We start from the raw sequence: 18261 nt of genomic DNA, 5'->3' as shown, positions 1-18261 counted from the left end.
AAGAGTTACGAGAAAAAGCAGCCAAGAGCCTTAAAGAAGACCAAACAAAGCTATTCCTCCGCCCGTTATTAAAACGGGTTTTATTTATTTCTTTTTAATGCAAGAAATGATATAAATGAAAGAGGGAAAAATATGCCCGCAGGAAAACAGAAGGTTTTCGTCGATAAAACGAGACAGAATATAAAAAGTAAGTTTCTTCGAGGCATATATAAAAACTCAAATATTTTCTATCCAAAAACCTTTTTATATCAATCACTATGATTAGAAAATTGTTTAGAGGGTCTAAATATAATAACAACGGAAAATATTTAACTTCCTACGGGGTATGAAATTTATTGCTGATTTTCATCTTCATTCTAAATATTCTCGAGCCACTTCCAAGAATATGGACCTGGAGAACCTAGATAGGTGGGCAAAGATAAAGGGAATTAGGGTTTTAAGCACAGGGGATTTCACTCATCCTGAATGGTTTAAAAACTTAAAAGAGAAGCTGGAGCCGGCTGAAGAAAGTTTATTTCGGCTAAAAACTAATCATTCAGAAACAAGATTTATTCTGACTACCGAAATTAGCTGCATCTATTCTAAAAAAGAAAGAGTTCGGAAGATTCATATTATAGTTTTTGCTCCTTCCTTTGAGGCCGTTGAAAAAATTAATACTCATCTTGGTTGGATCGGTAATTTAAAATCCGATGGCCGGCCAATTCTGGGTCTAGACGCCAAAGAGTTGGCGAAGATTGTTCTAGATGTATCAGAGAGTTGTTTCATAGTGCCGGCACATATTTGGACGCCCTGGTTTAGCCTCTTTGGTTCTCGTTCTGGTTTTGACTCAATTGAAGAGTGTTTCGAGGAATATTCAAAATATATTTTCGCCCTAGAAACAGGATTGTCTTCAGACCCTGAAATGAACTGGCGATTGTCAGCCCTAGACAAGATTACCTTGATTTCAAATAGCGACAGCCATAGTCCGGCAAAAATAGGCCGGGAGGCAAATGTTTTTGATACCGAAATTAGTTATCCTGCAATTATAGAGGCTATAAAATCCAGAAACCCTCAAAAATTTCTTTACACAATTGAATTCTTTCCTCAAGAAGGAAAATACCATTACGATGGTCATCGAAACTGTCAGGTTAATATTCATCCCCAAGAAACAAAAAAGTATAATAATATTTGCCCGAACTGCAGAAAACCTTTAACAATTGGGGTTTTAAATCGAGTTGAGCAGTTGGCCGACAGAAAAGCAGGATTTAAACCAGAAAATGCAATTCCTTTCAAGAGCCTTATTCCTCTAGAAGAAATAATTGCCGATGCCCTGGGCGTTTCACCCGGAACAAAGCAAGGAATTCAAGAATATAATAATCTGATTAAAAAATTCGGTAACGAATTGAATATTTTACTTGAAGTTTCCGAATCAGACCTTAGAGCCGCCACTTTACCTGAAATCGGCGAAGGCATCGTAAAGGTTAGGGGAGGAAAAATTCAAATTGAACCTGGTTACGATGGTGTTTACGGGAAAATTAAGATTTTTGGAGAGGAAGGAAAAAAACTTTCATCTCGCCAAAAAACCCTTTTTTAACATGAAAGAGTCCAAACAAAAAAGACCGACGGTTGGTATTCCAAGAGCCTTATTCTATTGGAAAAAACCTTTTTTCTGGCCAGTCTTTTTCGAAAAGCTTGGTTTCCAAGTTCTTCTTTCCCCAGAGAGCAATAAAGAGATTATTGAAATCGGAATAAAGGCGGCAGATCCAGAGTCTTGTTTTTCTGTTAAAGTTCTTTACGGCCACATTTTATGGCTAGACGGGAAAGTAGATTTTATTTTTATCCCTAGATTACTGAAAAGTGAAGCAAAATTAGAATATTGTCCCAAATTTTTCGCCCTACCCGATTTGTTTTCTTTATTGATAAAAACTCCTCTTCTATCGCCCTGGCTTGATTTGGACAAATCCAATCTCGAAGATATTTTAATGAAATTCAGCAGGAAGATTGGCAAGGAAAAAGAATTAGTTAAAATAGCCATTAAGGCTGCTTTCTTGAAAGAAAAAAAAGAAGAATTAAGAATTGAAGAAGGCTATTTAAAGAAAATCCAATCTCAAAAGAAAAAAATAATTATTGTTAGCCACCCTTATAATTTATATGATGATTATATTAACTTAGGCATAAAAAAGAAGATTATTGATCTAGGGGCAGAGGTTATATTTATTGACGAAGTTCCTGTCCGGCAATCACCAGGAAATCAAGAAAATATTTCACCTAAATTTCATTGGGAATTCGGGCAGGAAATATTGACTCAGGTTAAAGGTATTGCTAAAGATAGTATATCGGGAGCAATTGAAATATCTGCTTTTCAATGTGGTTGCGATGCAGTTTTAAAAGAATTCGTCGAAAAAGAATTTAAAAACAAAAAGATTCCTTTCTTGTATCTTTTAATTGACGAACACACCGGTGAGGCCGGCCTCCAAACTAGATTAGAAGCTTTTTTCGACACATTACATTAGTTAAAAATCCGCATATCCGCCCCGCATCTAATCTCTTATGGTTTACGGTTTTCGCCTCCACTATAAGTCTAAGGCGAATTTATTACAAAGATTAGGTGCGGGGTGAATATAAATTTGCTGTATGTAAACATTAGGCAATCCATAAAGTTTATGAAAATTACTTTTGCAGATTGGGGAAATTACACCATAGCTTTTCAAACCTTGCTTCGAAAATTAGGCTTCGAAGTTATCTTACCGGAAAAAACCAACCCAAAAGTCATTGAAGAAGGGGTAAAACTTTCTCCAGAACTTTTTTGTTTTCCACTGAAGGTTAATATTGGAAACTATCTCCCAGCCATAAGAAAAGGAGCCGATACCGTTATAATGTGGGAAAATCTTGGAGGGAGTTGTAGGTTGAGATATTATTGGATAATTCAAGAAAAAGCCTTAAGAGAGGCCGGTTTCAAGATAAAAGTTTTAAATTTCAATTCCCAAAACCTTCTTTCCCGGATTTTAGAAATAAAAAAATCAAACAAAATTTCATTTTGGAAACTTCTCGAGGCAGTCCGCGTTTTTTTTAAAGAAATTAATTTTATTGAAAAACTGGAAGAAAAAGCTCAATACTTTAGACCAAGAGAAAAAGAAAAGGGTCAGACAGACAAAGTTTTAAATACGGCCCTAAAAAAACTAACGCAGACCACTAGTTTAAAAAAAATATCTGAACTTAAAAAAGAGACTTGGGGAAAATTCTCCGAAATTAAAATAGATCAAAATCGAAAGATTTTGAGCGTAGGGATAGTCGGAGAAATTTATACCATTATCGATGGAGGGGTCAATTTTGATTTAGATAAAAAATTAGGCGAGATGAACATTACGGTGCATAGGAAATTAAACCTTACTCAGCACTTAAAGGGCGGTTTTCCTCCCTGGAATGAATGGTTACTTCAAAGGAAAGTAAATCCGTACCTAAAAACAACGGTTGGCGGCCACGGTCGTCAGGCAATTGAAGAAATACTGGAATATGCTAGAAAGGGATTCGACGGTGTTATTCACTTATTACCATTCGGTTGTATGCCGGAAGTTACCGTTAGGCCAATCTTACAAAAAATTAGCCAAGAAAAAAAACTTCCATTTCTTTCTATCTCTTTAGATGAACAGACGGCCGAAGCAGGGATCCAAACCAGATTAGAAGCTTTCGTCGATTTAATGAAATCAAAGTAATAATTAACCACGCACTAATTCCTTCGAAACAGTGCGGAGCAGGTAATCAATAATTTTATCTTTATTATGAATACTTATCTTGGCGTTGACGTTGGTTCTATTTCAACAAAATTGACCTTAATTGACGAAAATAACCATGTGTTGTGCGCTCTTTATCTTCGAACGGAAGGTAATCCTATTAGGGCGATTCAGAATGGTTTGAAACGCCTTCGAGGAAAGACTCCTCACAATATCGAAATTACCGGAGTAGGAACAACAGGATCTGCCAGATATTTAGCCGGAGTAGTAGTTGGAGCCGATTTAGTTAAGAATGAGATTTCTGCCCACGCCAAGGGGGTAAACTTTTTTATTCCTGAAGTCAAAACAGTTATTGAAATTGGTGGACAAGATTCGAAAATTATTATTTTAGAAAACGGAGTGGTGGTTGATTTTGCCATGAATCTTATTTGTGCTGCGGGTACCGGAAGTTTTCTTGACGCCCAAGCTTTTAGGTTGGGAATTCCAATAGAAGAATTCGGCCAAATTGCTTTAAAATCAAAACAACCAACAATCGTAGGTTCCAGGTGCACGGTTTTTGCTGAATCTGATATGATTCACAAACAGCAGATAGGTCATTCCAGAGAAGATATTGTTGCTGGTCTTTGCCACGGTTTGGCCAGAAATTTTTTGGCCAATATAGCTAAAGGAAAAAAGATTTTACCTCCAATAGTTTTTTTAGGCGGGGTTTCAGAAAATTTGGGAATGAGAAAAGCTTTTAATAACGTTTTAGGAGAAGAAGTTATTGTGCCAAAACATAACACGGTAATGGGAGCCTTGGGGGCAGCCCTTTTAGCCAAAGAAAATATCCAAGGGAAAACCAAATTTAGGGGCTGGGGAGTTTCCGATCAAGACATAAAGTGTACCTCTTTTCAATGTAAAGGTTGTCCCAACTTATGTGAGGTCATTGAAGCCAGAATTGAAGGAAAAGTAGTTTCTATGTGGAATGACCGTTGTGGTAAATATTCCAGCCTTAAATTTCAATAAGGTTAATTGCCTATCTGGTTTTCCGCTATTTTATTAGGATTTATGATTTTTTTATGCAATCAAAAACTATTAAAATCGAGAGATTTTCGATAGAAATAAAAAACCTACCCCCGTCTTTTAGAGGAGTTAAAATCGCGCATCTTTCTGATTTGCATTCAAAGAATTTTAGTGAAAAAGAGAATAAAGTTTTAGAAATTTTACAATCATTAAATCCAGACTTTATTTTCATCACCGGCGATTTTATAAATGAGACGACTAAAGATCTAGAGTCTTGTCAAAATTTTTGGAAAAAACTTTCCGAAAGTTATTCAAAAAAGGTTTTCGGAGTATTAGGAAACCATGATCATTATCATCCACAATTTAAAATTATAAATAATCTTTTGGAAGAAAGCGGAATTAAAATCCTTGAGAACGAAGCAGTAATATTAAGGAGAAATGAAGATTTTATTCACCCCATTAGAAAGCTTTCGATTTCTAACGGGGTTTACCTTATTGGCGTCGATGATCCACATGAAGGCTACGATGACGTTGAAAAAGCAATGGCAGGCATTGAAGCTGGTGCATCAAAAATATTAATTGCCCATTCTCCGGAGATTTTTAGAAAAGTGAAGGGAAAAGGTGTGGACCTAGTTCTTGTTGGCCATACCCACGGAGGTCAAATAAATATTCCTTTTATCACCAATCTTTTACTGCCCTTAAAATACGATAAGAAATATAAAAGTGGGCTTTTTGAAGAGAATTCTACTTTTCTTTATGTAAGCCGAGGCATTGGAACAACTCTTTTGCCAATTAGATTTAACGCTCCCCCAGAAATTGCTTTAATTGAGCTAAAGTAAAAATATGATTGAAGAGTATAAATTTGGTTCAATCACTATGAATAGAAAAATTTATAATCACGACGTTGAGCTTAGATGGACGGACGAAGTTTTGAAATGGTGGAGAAAAGAAGGTCATATTATAGGCGTGGAAGACATAAAAAGGGCAATAAAACAAAATCCAGACACTATTATTATTGGGACCGGGGAATCTGGGATGGCTGAAGTTACCGAAGCCGCTAAAAACGAGATAAAATCGAAAGGGATTGAATTGATAATTGACTTAACCGAGCAAGCTACTAAAACTTTTAATGTAATAAACGAAGAATCAGAAGAGGAAGAAGGAGAACAAGATAAAGTTATTGGCCTTTTTCATTTGACCTGCTAAATAGATAAAGCAATCAGCTTTGCCGTTAGTCAAAAAAGCCTTGCGTCAGACGCGGGGTTTTTGCGTATGACAACCCCGTGCTTCACGCGTGGGGTTTTTTGTTATACTAAGAAAGTAACATGCACGTTCTTTTTTTCAAAAAAAAGTATCAAAACTTACTCATTTTTATTTTGATTATTTTACTAATCGCTGCCTTTGGTAGTAGCTTTTTTATTGTTGAATTCCAGAAATTTGAAAAGGAAATTTCAGAAATTTCTCAAGCTCAAGTATTAATATCTTTTAAAAAGCCACCCTCAGAAATAACTTTATTTTTCGTCGGAGATATTATGCTTAATCGGGGAGTGGAATGGTCGATAAATAAATACGGCAAAGGAGATTGGAAATTCCCATTTTTGGAAATTGCTGAAGACTTAGAGAAGGCCGATATTTTATTCGGAAATTTAGAAAGCCCAATTTCTGATAAAGGCAGCAAAGTCGGCTCAATTTATTCTTTTCGGACAAATCCTAAAGCAATCGAAGGATTCAATTATGCTGGTTTTGATATTTTATCAGTTGCTAATAATCACATTTTTGATTATGGCCGGGAAGCAATGGAAGATACTTTTTTGAGACTAAGAGAGGCCGGAATAGATTATGTTGGCGGAGGATTTAGCGAAAAAGAGGCTTACTCGCCGATAATAAAAGAGATTAATGATATAGAAATTGCCTTTTTAGCTTATACTAATTTAGGTTCTAAAAATTGGGAAGCTACAGGAAAACGTTCAGGAATTAGCTGGCTGACAGAAGAAAGATTAGAAGAAGATATAAAAAAAGCTAAAAATCAGGCAGATTTAATCGTTGTTTCAATGCATTTTGGCGAGGAATATAAATCCCAACCAACTTCAGAACAAAAATACTTCGCCCGTCTAGCTATTGATACTGGGGCAGATTTAATAATTGGCCATCATCCCCATGTTGTTCAAGAAATCGAACGCTATAAAGATGGTTATATCGCCTATTCCTTAGGAAATTTTATTTTCGACCAGGGTTTTTCAAAAGAAACAATGCAGGGCTTAATGTTGAAAGTTGTGATTGAAGACGGTAAAATAAGAACCGTGAGGAGTAAAGTCCCTCAGAACCTTGATTCCTCGTTCCGCGCGGAATTAAAAGAAGTCATCCCAATCGAAATTAGAATTAATCAATTCTTCCAGCCCCGCTTAGAAATTACTGATTAATTTCTAACGGGGCCAGCCAGAAATCGTTGGAGAATGAAAATATGAATAATCAAAAAAGTGGTAAAGATGTTTAACGTCGGGTGTTAAACATGCTATAATAACCCAATATGCCATTCATTACCCAAGGTAAAATTAATCTGCAATACATCTTAATTGTTGTTGTTTTGGCTGCCATTGTTGGCGGAGGGACTTTAGGTTATTACTATTTATGGATAGCAGGCCTGGAAACAAGATTAGCTGAAATAGAAATAAGACTACCCGAAGTAAAGCCACCAGCAATAGAAGTCCCAGAGGAAGTGACACTAACCCCCATACCACAAACAATTCGATATGAAAGCCCGGAATACTTTTATTCTCTAGCTTACCCTAGTCAATGGACTTTATATGAAGGATTTCCAGAGTCACCAGGGAGAGTGATAACCATTTGGGCAGGTACATTCCTCGTCTATTTAAATGTGCATAATCTTTCAGAAAGAGAGACGTTTAAGTATGAAGAGATAGACCAAGAAAAAACATCATATGGAGCAATCCTGACAAGAAAAGTACAAAATACAACCATTAATAATATTCCTGGCCAAGTAATCTTTGATATTGAGGATCTTAAAGGTGAAACATCTTGGGGTGAAACCTATATTCTCTACGGCAAAAAATACATTTACCGTCTATGGCTCACAGGCGCACCAAAAGTAAAAGACGGAAAATATGAGTTTCGAGAAGAATTTGAGACTGTTGTGAACAGTTTTAAGCTTCCTGAATAACCAAATCCTCTCTGCTATTACATTTATTGACTGACTATTCTACTTTTCGGTTTTCCCCGTAAAATCCTTCGATGACCTCAGGACCACGGGGCAAGTTCCGTAAATTTTTAGCAAGAGATTGTAAAAGCCCGCGCTTTAGCGCGGGCTTTTTTATCCCAACAGACAATATTTTTTATGGACTCCAAGATATTAAATTACCATCTATCTTAAACTTTCCATCAATGAATTTTTCAATTACCCAGATGTTGGCTTTGCAGTGATCGGTTATTTCTGAGACGGTTACTTGGGATTTGCCTTTGGCAAGAGCCATATAGGGTAAAATTTGGTCGGCTAAATGTTTATCTAAACAAGCTTCAGATTTTTGTTCTTTTAATAATTCTAAAGCAGCTTCTTTGCCGACATCTTCAGCTCTTTTCCCTAATTTCCCCAAATTATCAGTCCCAATGACTGTATTTTTAAATTCAGCAATTAAGCAGATTTGGCTTCCCGGACAGGAAGTTTGATAATATTCAATTTTTTCTTCAAGGGACAATTTTAATTTTCCTAAAATTTCTTTTACTCCAGCTAATTGCCTTTCAGCTACCTTTTTGTCTTGTAAAAATTCTGAAGCGCCTGAAGTTACTGTAATTTTTTTAAGCTTACCTCTTTCAATTAAATTCACACTGTTTAGTTTAGAGGCCTGCCCGCCGGAACCCTGCCTCGCCGGCAGGCGGGCTTGCCGAAGGAGGGGATGAACTATAACTTCAACTTTTGCACCACCTTCAGGATAAAAACCTCGTCTGATTATATTTATCTCTATTTTCATCCCCATCTTTTCTAAGATTTTTAAAAATACATAGCGGAAATGGTCAATGGTTGGAGAGAAAAAGGTGTCGGTAGATCCACCGTCAAAATAAATTTTAATTGGTTCTGGGGCGAACAAAGCCGGCAAAATTAAAGCTTGCAAAACCAAAGCTATACTTCCTGCAGTAGTAATATTAACAGAGGCCCGGCCTCTGTAAACTTCACCTGGATAGAATTTAATTTCTTCTGAACCCAGATAATCTCCTTCTAATTTTCCATCACAGAGCCGAGCTAAGGCCTGAATTCCCAAAAGATGTTGGGTTGCTAACCCCGGCTTTGGCCTGCCCTCTCGAATATTAAATACATGGCAGGGTTTTTTAGTTACTGCCGCCAAAGCCACAGCTGTCCTTAATATTTGGCCGCCAGCTTCACCAATAGATCCGTCAATTTCAATTAAATCGTTATTCATAAATCTCTATTTATTCTATAATAAGAACAAGAGGTGTAAAAGGAGTACCAATTAAAATTTGAAAAATTACTGTTTATGGAAATAATTTTAGCTACAAAGGTAGGATTTTGTTTTGGGGTAAAAAGAGCTTTTAATTTAGCATTAAAGACGTCAAAAGCAGTAAGACCTTGTCAGGTGTTGGGCCCTTTGGTTCACAACGAAAGCGTTATAAGAAAACTTCAAGAATCAGGCGTAGAATTTATTAATTCTTTAGATGAAGCAAAAAGTGGTGTGATAATCATTCCTACTCATGGAGAGGATCCAGAAGTCCTGCAAAGGATAAAGGAGATGGGCATTAAAATGGTTGATGCGACCTGTCCTTTAGTAAAAAATGTTCAAGACTTAACGAAAGATCTTCACGAGAAAGGAAACCAGATAATTATTATTGGCGACAAAGAACACAAAGAAATCAGATCAATTCAGGCAGTTATAAAAAGAAGAGGAATCATTATCGATAGTGAAGAAGAGGCCTTTAGGCTAGAAATAAAAAATAAGTCTTTAGCAATAATAGCCCAGACTACTCAGAATCCAGTAAAAGTTAAAGAAATTATAAGAGTACTTAAGAAGAGATTTAAAAATCTTAAATTTTATAATACCATTTGCCCAAGTGTTTCAGCCTATCAAGAAGGGCTAAAAGAATTAGCCTTAAGAGTAGATTTATTGTTAATTATTGGGTCGAAAACCAGTGCTAATACTAATAGGCTGGTAGAAATTGCCAAAGCAGTTGGAAAACCAGTTTATCATATTGAAAACGCAAGCCAATTAAAAAAGAAACGGTTTTTGAATGTCAAAACATTAGGGATAGCCACTGGCACATCTACTCCCGATTGGTTGATTAAAGAAGTAATTCAAAAATTAAAAAGCTATGCCCCGTAGGAAACAAGAGGGTTTTCGTGGATAAGACAAGATGGCGCGTTCAATATTAGATTTCCTTGGGACATAGACATTTTCAAATATTTTCCCTTCAAAAACCCTTGATTATGTAAATAACAATAATTATGGAGATATCCAAAGGTCTTAATATAACAACGGAAAATATTTAATTTCCTACGGGGTATGCAAAAGATAAACAGAAGAAAAACTAGAATAATAAAAGTAGGCAATGTAAAAATTGGCGGTAAAAATCCTATTTCTGTTCAGTCAATGACCAATACCGCAACTAAAGACGTAAAAGCGACAGTAAGACAAATTAAAGAGCTAGAAAGATCAGGTTGCGAAATAGTACGGGTTGGGGTGCCGGATATGAGATCAGCCAAAGCAATAAGAAAAATAAAAAAACAAATAAATATTCCTTTAGTTGTTGATATTCACTTTGATTATAAATTAGCCATTGAGTCAATAAATCAGGGAGCCGATAAGATTCGAATTAACCCGGGCAATATAGGCGACAAAGAGAAAGTAAAGGCGATAGTTGAAAAAGCTAAGAAGAAGAATATTCCAATAAGGATAGGGATCAATAGCGGTTCTTTGGAATTAGATTTATTAAAAAAATATCGAGAAAAGATTACAGCTGAAATTTTAGTTGAATCTGCAATGAGGTCAATTAGATTTTTAGAGAAGCTGAAATTTAAAGATATAGTAGTTTCTTTAAAAGCAACTGATGTTTTAACCACTATTAGAGCTTATAAGATTTTGGCTGGCAGAGGGAATTGGCCGCTTCATTTAGGAATTACCGAGGCCGGAAGGGCAAGAACAGGAATCGTCAAATCTTCCATTGGTATTGGCAGTTTACTCTTAGAAGGCATTGGCGATACCATTAGGATTTCTTTGAGCGGTTCGCCCATTGAAGAAGTGAAAGTTGGCTGGGAAATTTTAAAAAGCTTAAGACTAAGAGACCGAGGACTAACGATTATTAGCTGTCCAACCTGCGCCAGGACTAAAATTCCAGTCGAAGATATTGTAAAATATATTGAAGGTTTTTCCGATAAATTTGAAGAAAAACCCCTTAAAATCGCAATAATGGGTTGTATTGTTAACGGATTAGGAGAAGCTCGGGAAGTAGATTTGGCGATCGTAGGAATGGAAAACAAGAAAGCCGCAATTTTTAAAAAGGGGAAATTTATTCAAAATATTAAACCAACAGAGGTAAAATCTTTTCTAAAGAAAGTTTTATGGAAAAAATAACAAAAGAAATGACAATTAAAGAGATTGCTCAGAAGTACCCGGAAACCGCCTCCGTTTTTATTGATCTGGGGCTATATTGCTTTGGTTGTCCCATTGCTCAGGTTGAGACCATTGAAGAAATGGCCAAAGCTTATCGATTTGATCTCAAAAAAATTTTAGAAGATTTAAATAAAACAATTAAAACCAAGAAAAATAAATGAAATTTTTGATTTCAACAAAAGGATTCAATGATATTATTGATATTACCGGTCAAGTTTCCCGGGCGGTTGAAAAATCGAAAATTAAAGAGGGAATTTGCTTAATTTCTTGCCCGGGATCGACCGCGGGTTTAACCACCCTTGAATACGAAGAAGGAGCGGTTGCAGATTTAAAAAGAGTTTTTGAGAAAATTGCTCCAATGTCAGAAGATTATGAGCATTGTAAAAAATGGGGTGATTGCAATGGTTACGCCCACATAAGATCAGCTTTATTGAAGCCGTTTTTAACTGTGCCGATTGTAAATGGAAGTTTACTGCTTGGAACATGGCAGCAAATTATTCTCATTGATTTTGATAATCGGGCAAGAGAAAGAGAAATAACAGTGCAAGTAGTTGGTAAATAGATGAGCTTAACAAAAAAAGTCAGTAGTCGCCTCGCTTTAATGATTCGTTAATATTCGTTGTGTGAGGATAGCGGATAATTTATAAAGATATGAAAAATCAGGAATTAGCTCAAATATTTTACGAGATTGCTGATTTTTTAGAAATGGAAGGAATAGCTTTTAAACCCTATGCATATCGGAGGGCGGCTATTGCTTTAGAGACTTTGGAAGAAGACGCAGCTCAGATTTATAAAAAAGGCGGGCAGAAGGCATTGAAAGAAATACCCGGAGTTGGTAAAGGCATAGCAGGAGGAATTGAAGAGTATTTAAAGACCGGGAAGATTAGAAGTTATGAGAGCCTGAAAAAGAAAACCCCGGTTAACATGGAAGAATTAACCCGAGTTGAAGGAATGGGTCCAAGAAAAGTTAAAATTTTGTATCAAAAATTAGACATTAAGAACTTAAAAGATTTAGAAAAAGCAGCCAAGGCGCATAAAATTGCGTCTTTATTTGGTTTTGGCGAAAAAACTGAAAGAAATATTTTAGAAGGAATTGCTTTTGTAAAAAGAAGTAAAGGCAGATTTTTATTAGGGGAAATAATACCAAGAGTAACAGAAACTTATGAAAAGTTAAAAAAGTTAAGAGAGGTTGAAAAAATATCGTTAGCGGGCTCTGTCAGAAGGGTGAAAGAGACTATTGGCGACGTTGATTTTTTGGTAACCATTCAAGAATTCAAAAAGCCCGCCTTCGCCAAGGCTTCGGCGGATAAAATAATGGATTTTTTCACTTCTCTTCCAGGGATCGTTAAAATTTGGGGTAAGGGTTTAACCAAATCTTCAGTGAGAATGAAAGAGGGTTTTGATATGGACATTAGAGTAGTTCCAAAAAAAAGCTACGGATCTGCTTTACAATATTTTACTGGTTCTAAAGGACATAATATTATTTTGCGGAAGGTTGCTATTAATAAAGGTTTAAAATTAAATGAATATGGATTGTTTCGGGGTAAGAAAATGATTGCCGGTAAAACAGAAGAAGAGATTTATAAAGCTTTAGGCCTTGCTTGGATTCCTCCGGAAATGAGAGAAGATCAAGGAGAAATTGAAGCAGCCTTGAAGAGAAAATTGCCCGAAGTTATTGGTTATAATGATATTCGAGGAGATTTGCATTGCCATTCAAGCTGGGACGGAGGAGTAAATTCTATTGAAACAATAGCAAAAGCAGCAATGGATATAGGATATGAGTATATTGGAATTTCTGATCACACAAAGTTTCTAAGAATTGAGCATGGATTAAATGAAAAGCAGCTATCTCAACAAAAAAAAGAAATTGATAAGTTAAACGAAATTTTTCAAAAGAAAAAGATAAAATTCATGATTTTGCAAGGAGCAGAAACTAATATTTTAAATGATGGATCAATAGACATCAAAGACGAGGCTTTGGCGAAATTGGATTATGTAATAGCTGGTATTCATTCCAGTTTTAAAATGGAAAAAGATAAAATGACAGAAAGAATGATTGAAGCTATGAAAAATCCAAACATTGATATTATTTCTCACCCAACGGGCAGATTAATCCAGAGGAGAGATGAATACCAGATTGATCTTGGTAAAATTTTCAGGGCAGCCAAAGAAACCGGCACAATTTTGGAAATTAACTCTTGCCCTGAAAGACTAGATTTAAATGATCGAAACATCCGAAAGGCAAAGGAGGCAGGAGTCAAAATGATAATTAATACCGACTCCCATCACATAGATCAACTGAGATATATCGAGTATGGCATAGCTCAAGCCCGCAGGGGCTGGGCAACTGCTGAAGATATTATCAATGTTTACCCATTGGCTAAAATGATAAAATTTTTAAAGGGATACTAAACAAAATAAGAGCAGTCGCCAGCTCCAGAAGGGGGTCGGGGAAACTGGGCCGTGTGTGAACAGTGGGCGTTTCTCCGCTTGCCCCGTTAGAAGTTCTATTACCAAAGAATTATAATTAACTTTTACTCTCTGGTGGAAAGTATAAAATACGGAATTTCTAACGGGGTGAAAAAAAGCTTTCGCCACAGACGAAAACACCAGAAATCGAGAGATATCCGGGGAGTGGAGCGAAGCTGGCCGAAGGCGAGCGCTTGAGTGAAGCGAAAGAGAGCAGAACGACGGGTGGGCCGAGAAAGAAGATATAATTAATACTCAATCCTTGGATAAACTCCTGAAATATTTCAGGTAGATAATTCCGCATTTATAAAAAAGAGAATTATAATAACGGTTCGCTGAGGCGAGCCGTTTTGAGTTCTTATGAAAATTGGTATAATAAGAAAAAAAATGCCACTTGAAAAATCAGCCGGAGCAATTATTTTTAGACAACCCCGGAGTAGAACCCCGAAGGAGAACAAATTCCCTACGGGGCAAGCAAGTTCACTATGGGGCAAGAATAAAGAAATAAAATATTTATTATTGCATTATCCATCCGGCTCTAAGCCTAAAAAGGACTATTGGGATTTTCCCAAGGGTCATATTGAAAAAGGGGAAGAAGAAATAGACACCGCCAAAAGAGAGATTAAAGAAGAGACAGGGTTGGATGATATTGAAATCATTGAAGGATTCAAAGAACATATTAAATACTTTTTCAGATTTAAAGGGCAAGCTATTTTTAAGATCGTTACATTCTACTTAGCAAAAACACAGACAGAAGATGTAAAAATCTCTTTTGAGCATATCGGTTATCAGTGGCTTGCTTACGAGAAAGCCTTCAATCAACTTACTTTTGACAACGCAAAAGAGATTTTGAGGAAGGCCCGCCAATTTTTGGAAAAATAACTGATACATTGTCAAACTGTTAAATTGTTAAATTGGAATCGATAGAACAATGTAGCAATAGAACAATGTAGCAATTCACCTTATGCTGCCAATTGTTGAAACCCCAACCCTATCATTAAGAAAATACAAGAGAGTTATTTCTGACGAACTATTTAGGGAAGTTAAGAGCTTGGCCAAAGGCTTGAAGAGATTGAAAGTGGTAATGATAAACTCTACACCTCAGGGCGGGGGAGTGGCTGAAATTCTGGCTAATCTAATTCCCTTAATGAAAGGGATGGGTATTAATGCTAACTGGTATGTCATCCCACCGGGCAAAAAATTTTTCGGTTTAACTAAAGAAATTCATAATGCTCTTCAAGGAAAAGAATATTCTTTGAGCTTTCAATCAAGGAGACTTTATCATTATCATATGGAAAGAGCTGCCAAGTTAATGCTTGATATGGAAGCTGACATCTGGGTTATCCATGACCCTCAGCCTCTTGGTATTATTCATTACCTGCCAGATTTTCATCCCTCAATTTCTCATATTCATATTGATACTTCCCGGCCAAACAGAGAGGCTTGGAGTTTTATTGAGCCTTTCCTTTTGATGTACGATAGGATTATTTTTAGTGTTAAAGATTTTGCATCCAAAGATCTTCCCAGAAAAAAAATCGAAATTTTTCCTCCAGCTATTAATCCTTTTACTAACAAAAATAAGCCTTTATCGTTGAAAATGGCAAAATCTATTTTGAGAAGTTTTAGAATTAATCCAAAAAAACCTTTAGTTTCCCAGATTTCCCGTTTTGATCCCTGGAAAGATCCCTTAGGGGTTATTACGGCCTACAAATTAGCCAAGAAAAAGATTCCTAACCTGCAGTTAGCTTTAGTTGGTCTTTTTTTAGCCCTTGATGACCCAGAAGCCCTAAAGGTCTTTAAAGAAACCCAAAGAGTTGCCAAGGGCGATCCAGATATTTTCCTATTTTCCAACCCTCAAGAATTAGCCAGTTTAAAAGTTGACACTTTTGTCAATGCTTTTCAAACGGGTTCCGATGTGGTTCTACAGAAATCTATTAGAGAGGGTTTTGGCTTGACCGTTACTGAAGCTATGTGGAAGAGAAAACCAGTAATTGGAGGAAGGGTTGGAGGCATTAAAATTCAAATAAAAAATGGCCAAAATGGCTTTTTGGTTTCTAGTCCAGAAGGAGCTGCCGAAAGAATCGTTCAGCTCATAAGAGATTCGCGACTATCCCAAGACATAGGTTCGGCTGCTCATCAGACCGTGAAAGAAAAGTTTTTAATGCCGAGACTTTTAAGAGATTATCTAAGACTTTTTAAAGAATTGATTTAAAATGGTTTCTTTTCGGGAGAAGGTCCTTCGGGTTGTTAAAAAGATTCCTCGAGGAAGAACGTTAACCTATAAAGAAGTTGCAAAGATGGCGGGCTTTCCAAGGGCTTGGAGGGTTGTGGGTAATGCCTTGAATCAAAACAAAGACCCTAATGCTCCTTGCCACCGGGTTGTAAAATCGAACAGAGAAATTGGCGGCTATAGAAACGGTTCAGAAAAGAAAATTAAATTATTACAAAAAGAAGGTATAATAATCAAACATGGCAAAATTACATTCAGATCTAATCAATAAAGAATTTTCTTACCAAGACATTACCTTAATTTCTAACCGTCTTCCTGATTTTGAGAGGGATGAAGTTGATTTAACCACCCACTTTACTAAAAAAGTGATTCTTAAGACTCCTTTGGTTGCAGCTCCCATGGATACAGTATGTGAATCTAAAATGGCGATTTTAATGGCTTTATTTGGTGGCATTGGAGTGATTCATTATAATTTTTCTACGATTGACGAACAAGTTAACGAAGCTGAAAAGGTGAAAAGATTTGAAGCAGGATTTGTTTTCAAGCCCATAGTTTTGTCTCCCAAGAATAATATCGGTGATGTTTATAAAATTGCTGAAGAATATGGTTTCTTTAGTATTCCCATAACCGAAGACGGAACCTTGGACTCAAAATTAATCGGGATTGTTACCCATCGAGATGTTAGATATCGTAAAGGCACGGAGACAGAATTAATCGAGATTATGACCCCTAAAAAAAATTAATTGTTGTCCAAAAAAAAGAGATAATATATAATAACGATTTAAATTTAGCCAATAAAATTATAAAAGAAAATAACCTTGACACCTTGCCAATTATTGATGAAGAAAATAAGATTGTTGCCTTGGTAACAGACAGCGATATGAGAAAAAATGAAAGGTATCCTCTGGCGACCAAGAACGAGAATAAACAGTTAAGAGTATTTATCGCCGTTGAATCAAGGCTAGAGCTGGCCAAAGAAAGAATTAAAAGAGGCGTTGAGACCGGCATTGACGGGATTGTCATCGATTCTTCAGTGGTTTGCAAAGAACAATTAGAAATTGCCAGATGGACAAAAGGGAACTTTCCTGAAATAGAAATAGTTTTGGGAAATGTCGATTCGGCTGAAATGGTTAGAAAAATAATCACCGAAGTACCGGAACATTGCGATGCTTTAAAAGTAGGGATGGGGCCAGGGGCAGCTTGCGTCACCCAACAAGAGCTTGGTACCGGCAGAACTCAGGCTTCGGTTGTCTGGAAGTGTATTCAAGAAGCAAAAAAATTAGAATCAAAATACGGCTTTTTTCCGATTATTGCTGATGGCGGCATAAAAATTCCAGATACTGCAAATCAAGATATTGCAAAGCCCGGAGATATTGCCAAAGCTTTAGCCCTTGGAGCTCAAACAGTAATGATGGGGTCTTTGTTTGCCTCTTTAGACGAATCGCCTGGCGAGAAAGAGTTTGATTACGAAGAAAACAGAATGGTTAAGAAATATCGAGGAATGGGTTCTCTCGAGGCTATGGAAAAAAGAGGTGCCTTCAGATATGGGATTGAAAAAACAAAAATAAAAGTTGCCGAAGGCAAAGTTATCAAAGTTCCTTACCGAGGATCAGGTCATGATTTTTTGCCGAAGCTTATAGCTGGTGTTAAACAAAGTTTACAAAAACAAGGATTCAAAAACATAAAAGAGCTTCAAAAAGAAGCTGACATTCGACCACTTTACCTCCATGCCAGATGAGGTGTTGTGCTTCACGCAAATAAATACCCGTGCCCCATTGGTGTGGGGGTTTACTTAAAAGCAAAAAAGTGATAGTCAAAAAGTGGAGGGTCTGAACCTTAACAATGGGAAAGGAGAGAAAGAAAAAGGTGAAAAAGTACCCATGGAAGAAGTGTGAATGCGGAGCAATTACTGATGTGGATGAAAATTGTTGTTCCAGGTGTGGTAATAATGGTAAACTTAGTTTGGTGAGATTGACTCGTAATGAAATCAAAAAGTTAGCTAAAGACCGACAAGTTTGGACAAAACGTCCCACTCAGGTTTTGGCTTTAATTCATAAAGACCCAAAAAGACCTACCATGGCTTAGTGGACCATATTTTTATATTGCTCGGTTTTTTATTTTTCTCCTATTTTCTTAACTATTTTTTCAGATATTTATGGTTGTTTTACCGGAGAATACCCCGTCGTAATTAAAGAATCTTAGTCATAATAAGGAATCT

At 36.4% G+C, this 18261-nt stretch carries 20 protein-coding genes; 19 read left to right on the top strand and 1 reads right to left on the bottom strand.

The annotated features are described in order from the left end of the window. The first annotated feature begins 325 nt into the window (after positions 1-325). The 8 genes from ENH66_00650 (at position 326) to ENH66_00615 (ending at position 7890) form a co-directional block, all read left to right on the top strand. Entirely contained in the window at positions 326-1573 is a 1248-nt protein-coding gene (locus ENH66_00650; protein ID HDZ54211.1) for a DNA helicase UvrD, read from the top strand. Then, positions 1497-2492, top strand: coding sequence for a hypothetical protein (locus tag ENH66_00645; GenBank protein HDZ54210.1), 996 nt, complete (start codon positions 1497-1499; stop codon positions 2490-2492). Before ENH66_00650 ends, ENH66_00645 begins: the two co-directional genes overlap by 77 nt. A 150-nt stretch (positions 2493-2642) precedes the next feature. Beyond that, positions 2643-3692: a hypothetical protein gene (locus ENH66_00640; protein HDZ54209.1), complete on the top strand. Its 1050-nt coding sequence runs from the start codon at positions 2643-2645 to the stop codon at positions 3690-3692. 66 nt (positions 3693-3758) lie between these two features. Further along, positions 3759-4715: a 2-hydroxyglutaryl-CoA dehydratase gene (locus tag ENH66_00635; GenBank protein ID HDZ54208.1), complete on the top strand. Its 957-nt coding sequence runs from the start codon at positions 3759-3761 to the stop codon at positions 4713-4715. 53 nt (positions 4716-4768) lie between these two features. Beyond that, entirely contained in the window at positions 4769-5551 is a 783-nt protein-coding gene (locus ENH66_00630; GenBank protein HDZ54207.1) for a metallophosphoesterase, read from the top strand. 4 nt (positions 5552-5555) lie between these two features. After that, positions 5556-5918 (top strand): hypothetical protein, encoded by a 363-nt coding sequence (locus ENH66_00625; protein HDZ54206.1) that lies wholly within the window; start codon positions 5556-5558, stop codon positions 5916-5918. Positions 5919-6037: 119 nt separating this feature from the next. Continuing rightward, a complete protein-coding gene (locus ENH66_00620; protein ID HDZ54205.1) occupies positions 6038-7132 on the top strand; it encodes a CapA family protein in 1095 nt (364 codons plus the stop codon). 107 nt (positions 7133-7239) lie between these two features. Then, entirely contained in the window at positions 7240-7890 is a 651-nt protein-coding gene (locus ENH66_00615; protein ID HDZ54204.1) for a hypothetical protein, read from the top strand. A 172-nt stretch (positions 7891-8062) separates the two neighbouring features. Here the strand turns inward: ENH66_00615 and ENH66_00610 are convergent, their stop codons facing one another. Beyond that, positions 8063-9142: an RNA 3'-terminal phosphate cyclase gene (locus tag ENH66_00610; protein HDZ54203.1), complete on the bottom strand. Its 1080-nt coding sequence runs from the start codon at positions 9140-9142 to the stop codon at positions 8063-8065. A 75-nt stretch (positions 9143-9217) separates the two neighbouring features. Here ENH66_00610 and ispH point away from each other — a divergent pair, with 75 nt between their 5' ends. The 11 genes from ispH (at position 9218) to ENH66_00555 (ending at position 18128) form a co-directional block, all read left to right on the top strand. Further along, the gene (gene ispH, locus ENH66_00605) at positions 9218-10057 is read left to right on the top strand and encodes a 4-hydroxy-3-methylbut-2-enyl diphosphate reductase (protein ID HDZ54202.1); all 840 of its coding nucleotides are present in this window, start codon (positions 9218-9220) and stop codon (positions 10055-10057) included. Positions 10058-10237: 180 nt separating this feature from the next. Continuing rightward, positions 10238-11305, top strand: coding sequence for a flavodoxin-dependent (E)-4-hydroxy-3-methylbut-2-enyl-diphosphate synthase (locus tag ENH66_00600; protein HDZ54201.1), 1068 nt, complete (start codon positions 10238-10240; stop codon positions 11303-11305). Further along, a complete protein-coding gene (locus ENH66_00595) occupies positions 11293-11505 on the top strand; it encodes a DUF1858 domain-containing protein (GenBank protein HDZ54200.1) in 213 nt (70 codons plus the stop codon). Before ENH66_00600 ends, ENH66_00595 begins: the two co-directional genes overlap by 13 nt. Continuing rightward, on the top strand, positions 11502-11906 hold the full coding sequence (locus ENH66_00590) for a YjbQ family protein (protein ID HDZ54199.1): 405 nt from the start codon (positions 11502-11504) through the stop codon (positions 11904-11906). The genes ENH66_00595 and ENH66_00590 overlap by 4 nt, the downstream gene beginning before the upstream one ends. An 89-nt stretch (positions 11907-11995) precedes the next feature. After that, on the top strand, positions 11996-13756 hold the full coding sequence (gene polX, locus ENH66_00585; GenBank protein ID HDZ54198.1) for a DNA polymerase/3'-5' exonuclease PolX: 1761 nt from the start codon (positions 11996-11998) through the stop codon (positions 13754-13756). Positions 13757-14200: 444 nt separating this feature from the next. Continuing rightward, complete coding sequence (locus ENH66_00580) at positions 14201-14695, top strand: NUDIX domain-containing protein (protein ID HDZ54197.1); 495 nt, start codon at positions 14201-14203, stop codon at positions 14693-14695. Between the two features lie 82 nt (positions 14696-14777). Continuing rightward, entirely contained in the window at positions 14778-16025 is a 1248-nt protein-coding gene (locus ENH66_00575) for a glycosyltransferase (protein HDZ54196.1), read from the top strand. Position 16026: 1 nt separating this feature from the next. Then, a complete protein-coding gene (locus ENH66_00570; GenBank protein HDZ54195.1) occupies positions 16027-16314 on the top strand; it encodes an MGMT family protein in 288 nt (95 codons plus the stop codon). Continuing rightward, positions 16283-16786 carry a hypothetical protein gene (locus tag ENH66_00565; protein ID HDZ54194.1) on the top strand — a complete coding sequence of 168 codons (504 nt, stop codon included), beginning with the start codon at positions 16283-16285 and terminating at the stop codon, positions 16784-16786. Before ENH66_00570 ends, ENH66_00565 begins: the two co-directional genes overlap by 32 nt. An 83-nt stretch (positions 16787-16869) precedes the next feature. Continuing rightward, entirely contained in the window at positions 16870-17781 is a 912-nt protein-coding gene (locus ENH66_00560; protein ID HDZ54193.1) for a hypothetical protein, read from the top strand. Positions 17782-17885: 104 nt separating this feature from the next. Beyond that, positions 17886-18128, top strand: coding sequence for a hypothetical protein (locus ENH66_00555; protein HDZ54192.1), 243 nt, complete (start codon positions 17886-17888; stop codon positions 18126-18128). Positions 18129-18261 lie beyond the last annotated feature (133 nt).

The organism is Candidatus Nealsonbacteria bacterium (assembly GCA_011050465.1).
GTDB lineage: Bacteria > Patescibacteriota > Minisyncoccia > Minisyncoccales > RBG-13-36-15 > RBG-13-36-15.
This window is presented reverse-complemented; position numbering and strand designations above follow the sequence as displayed.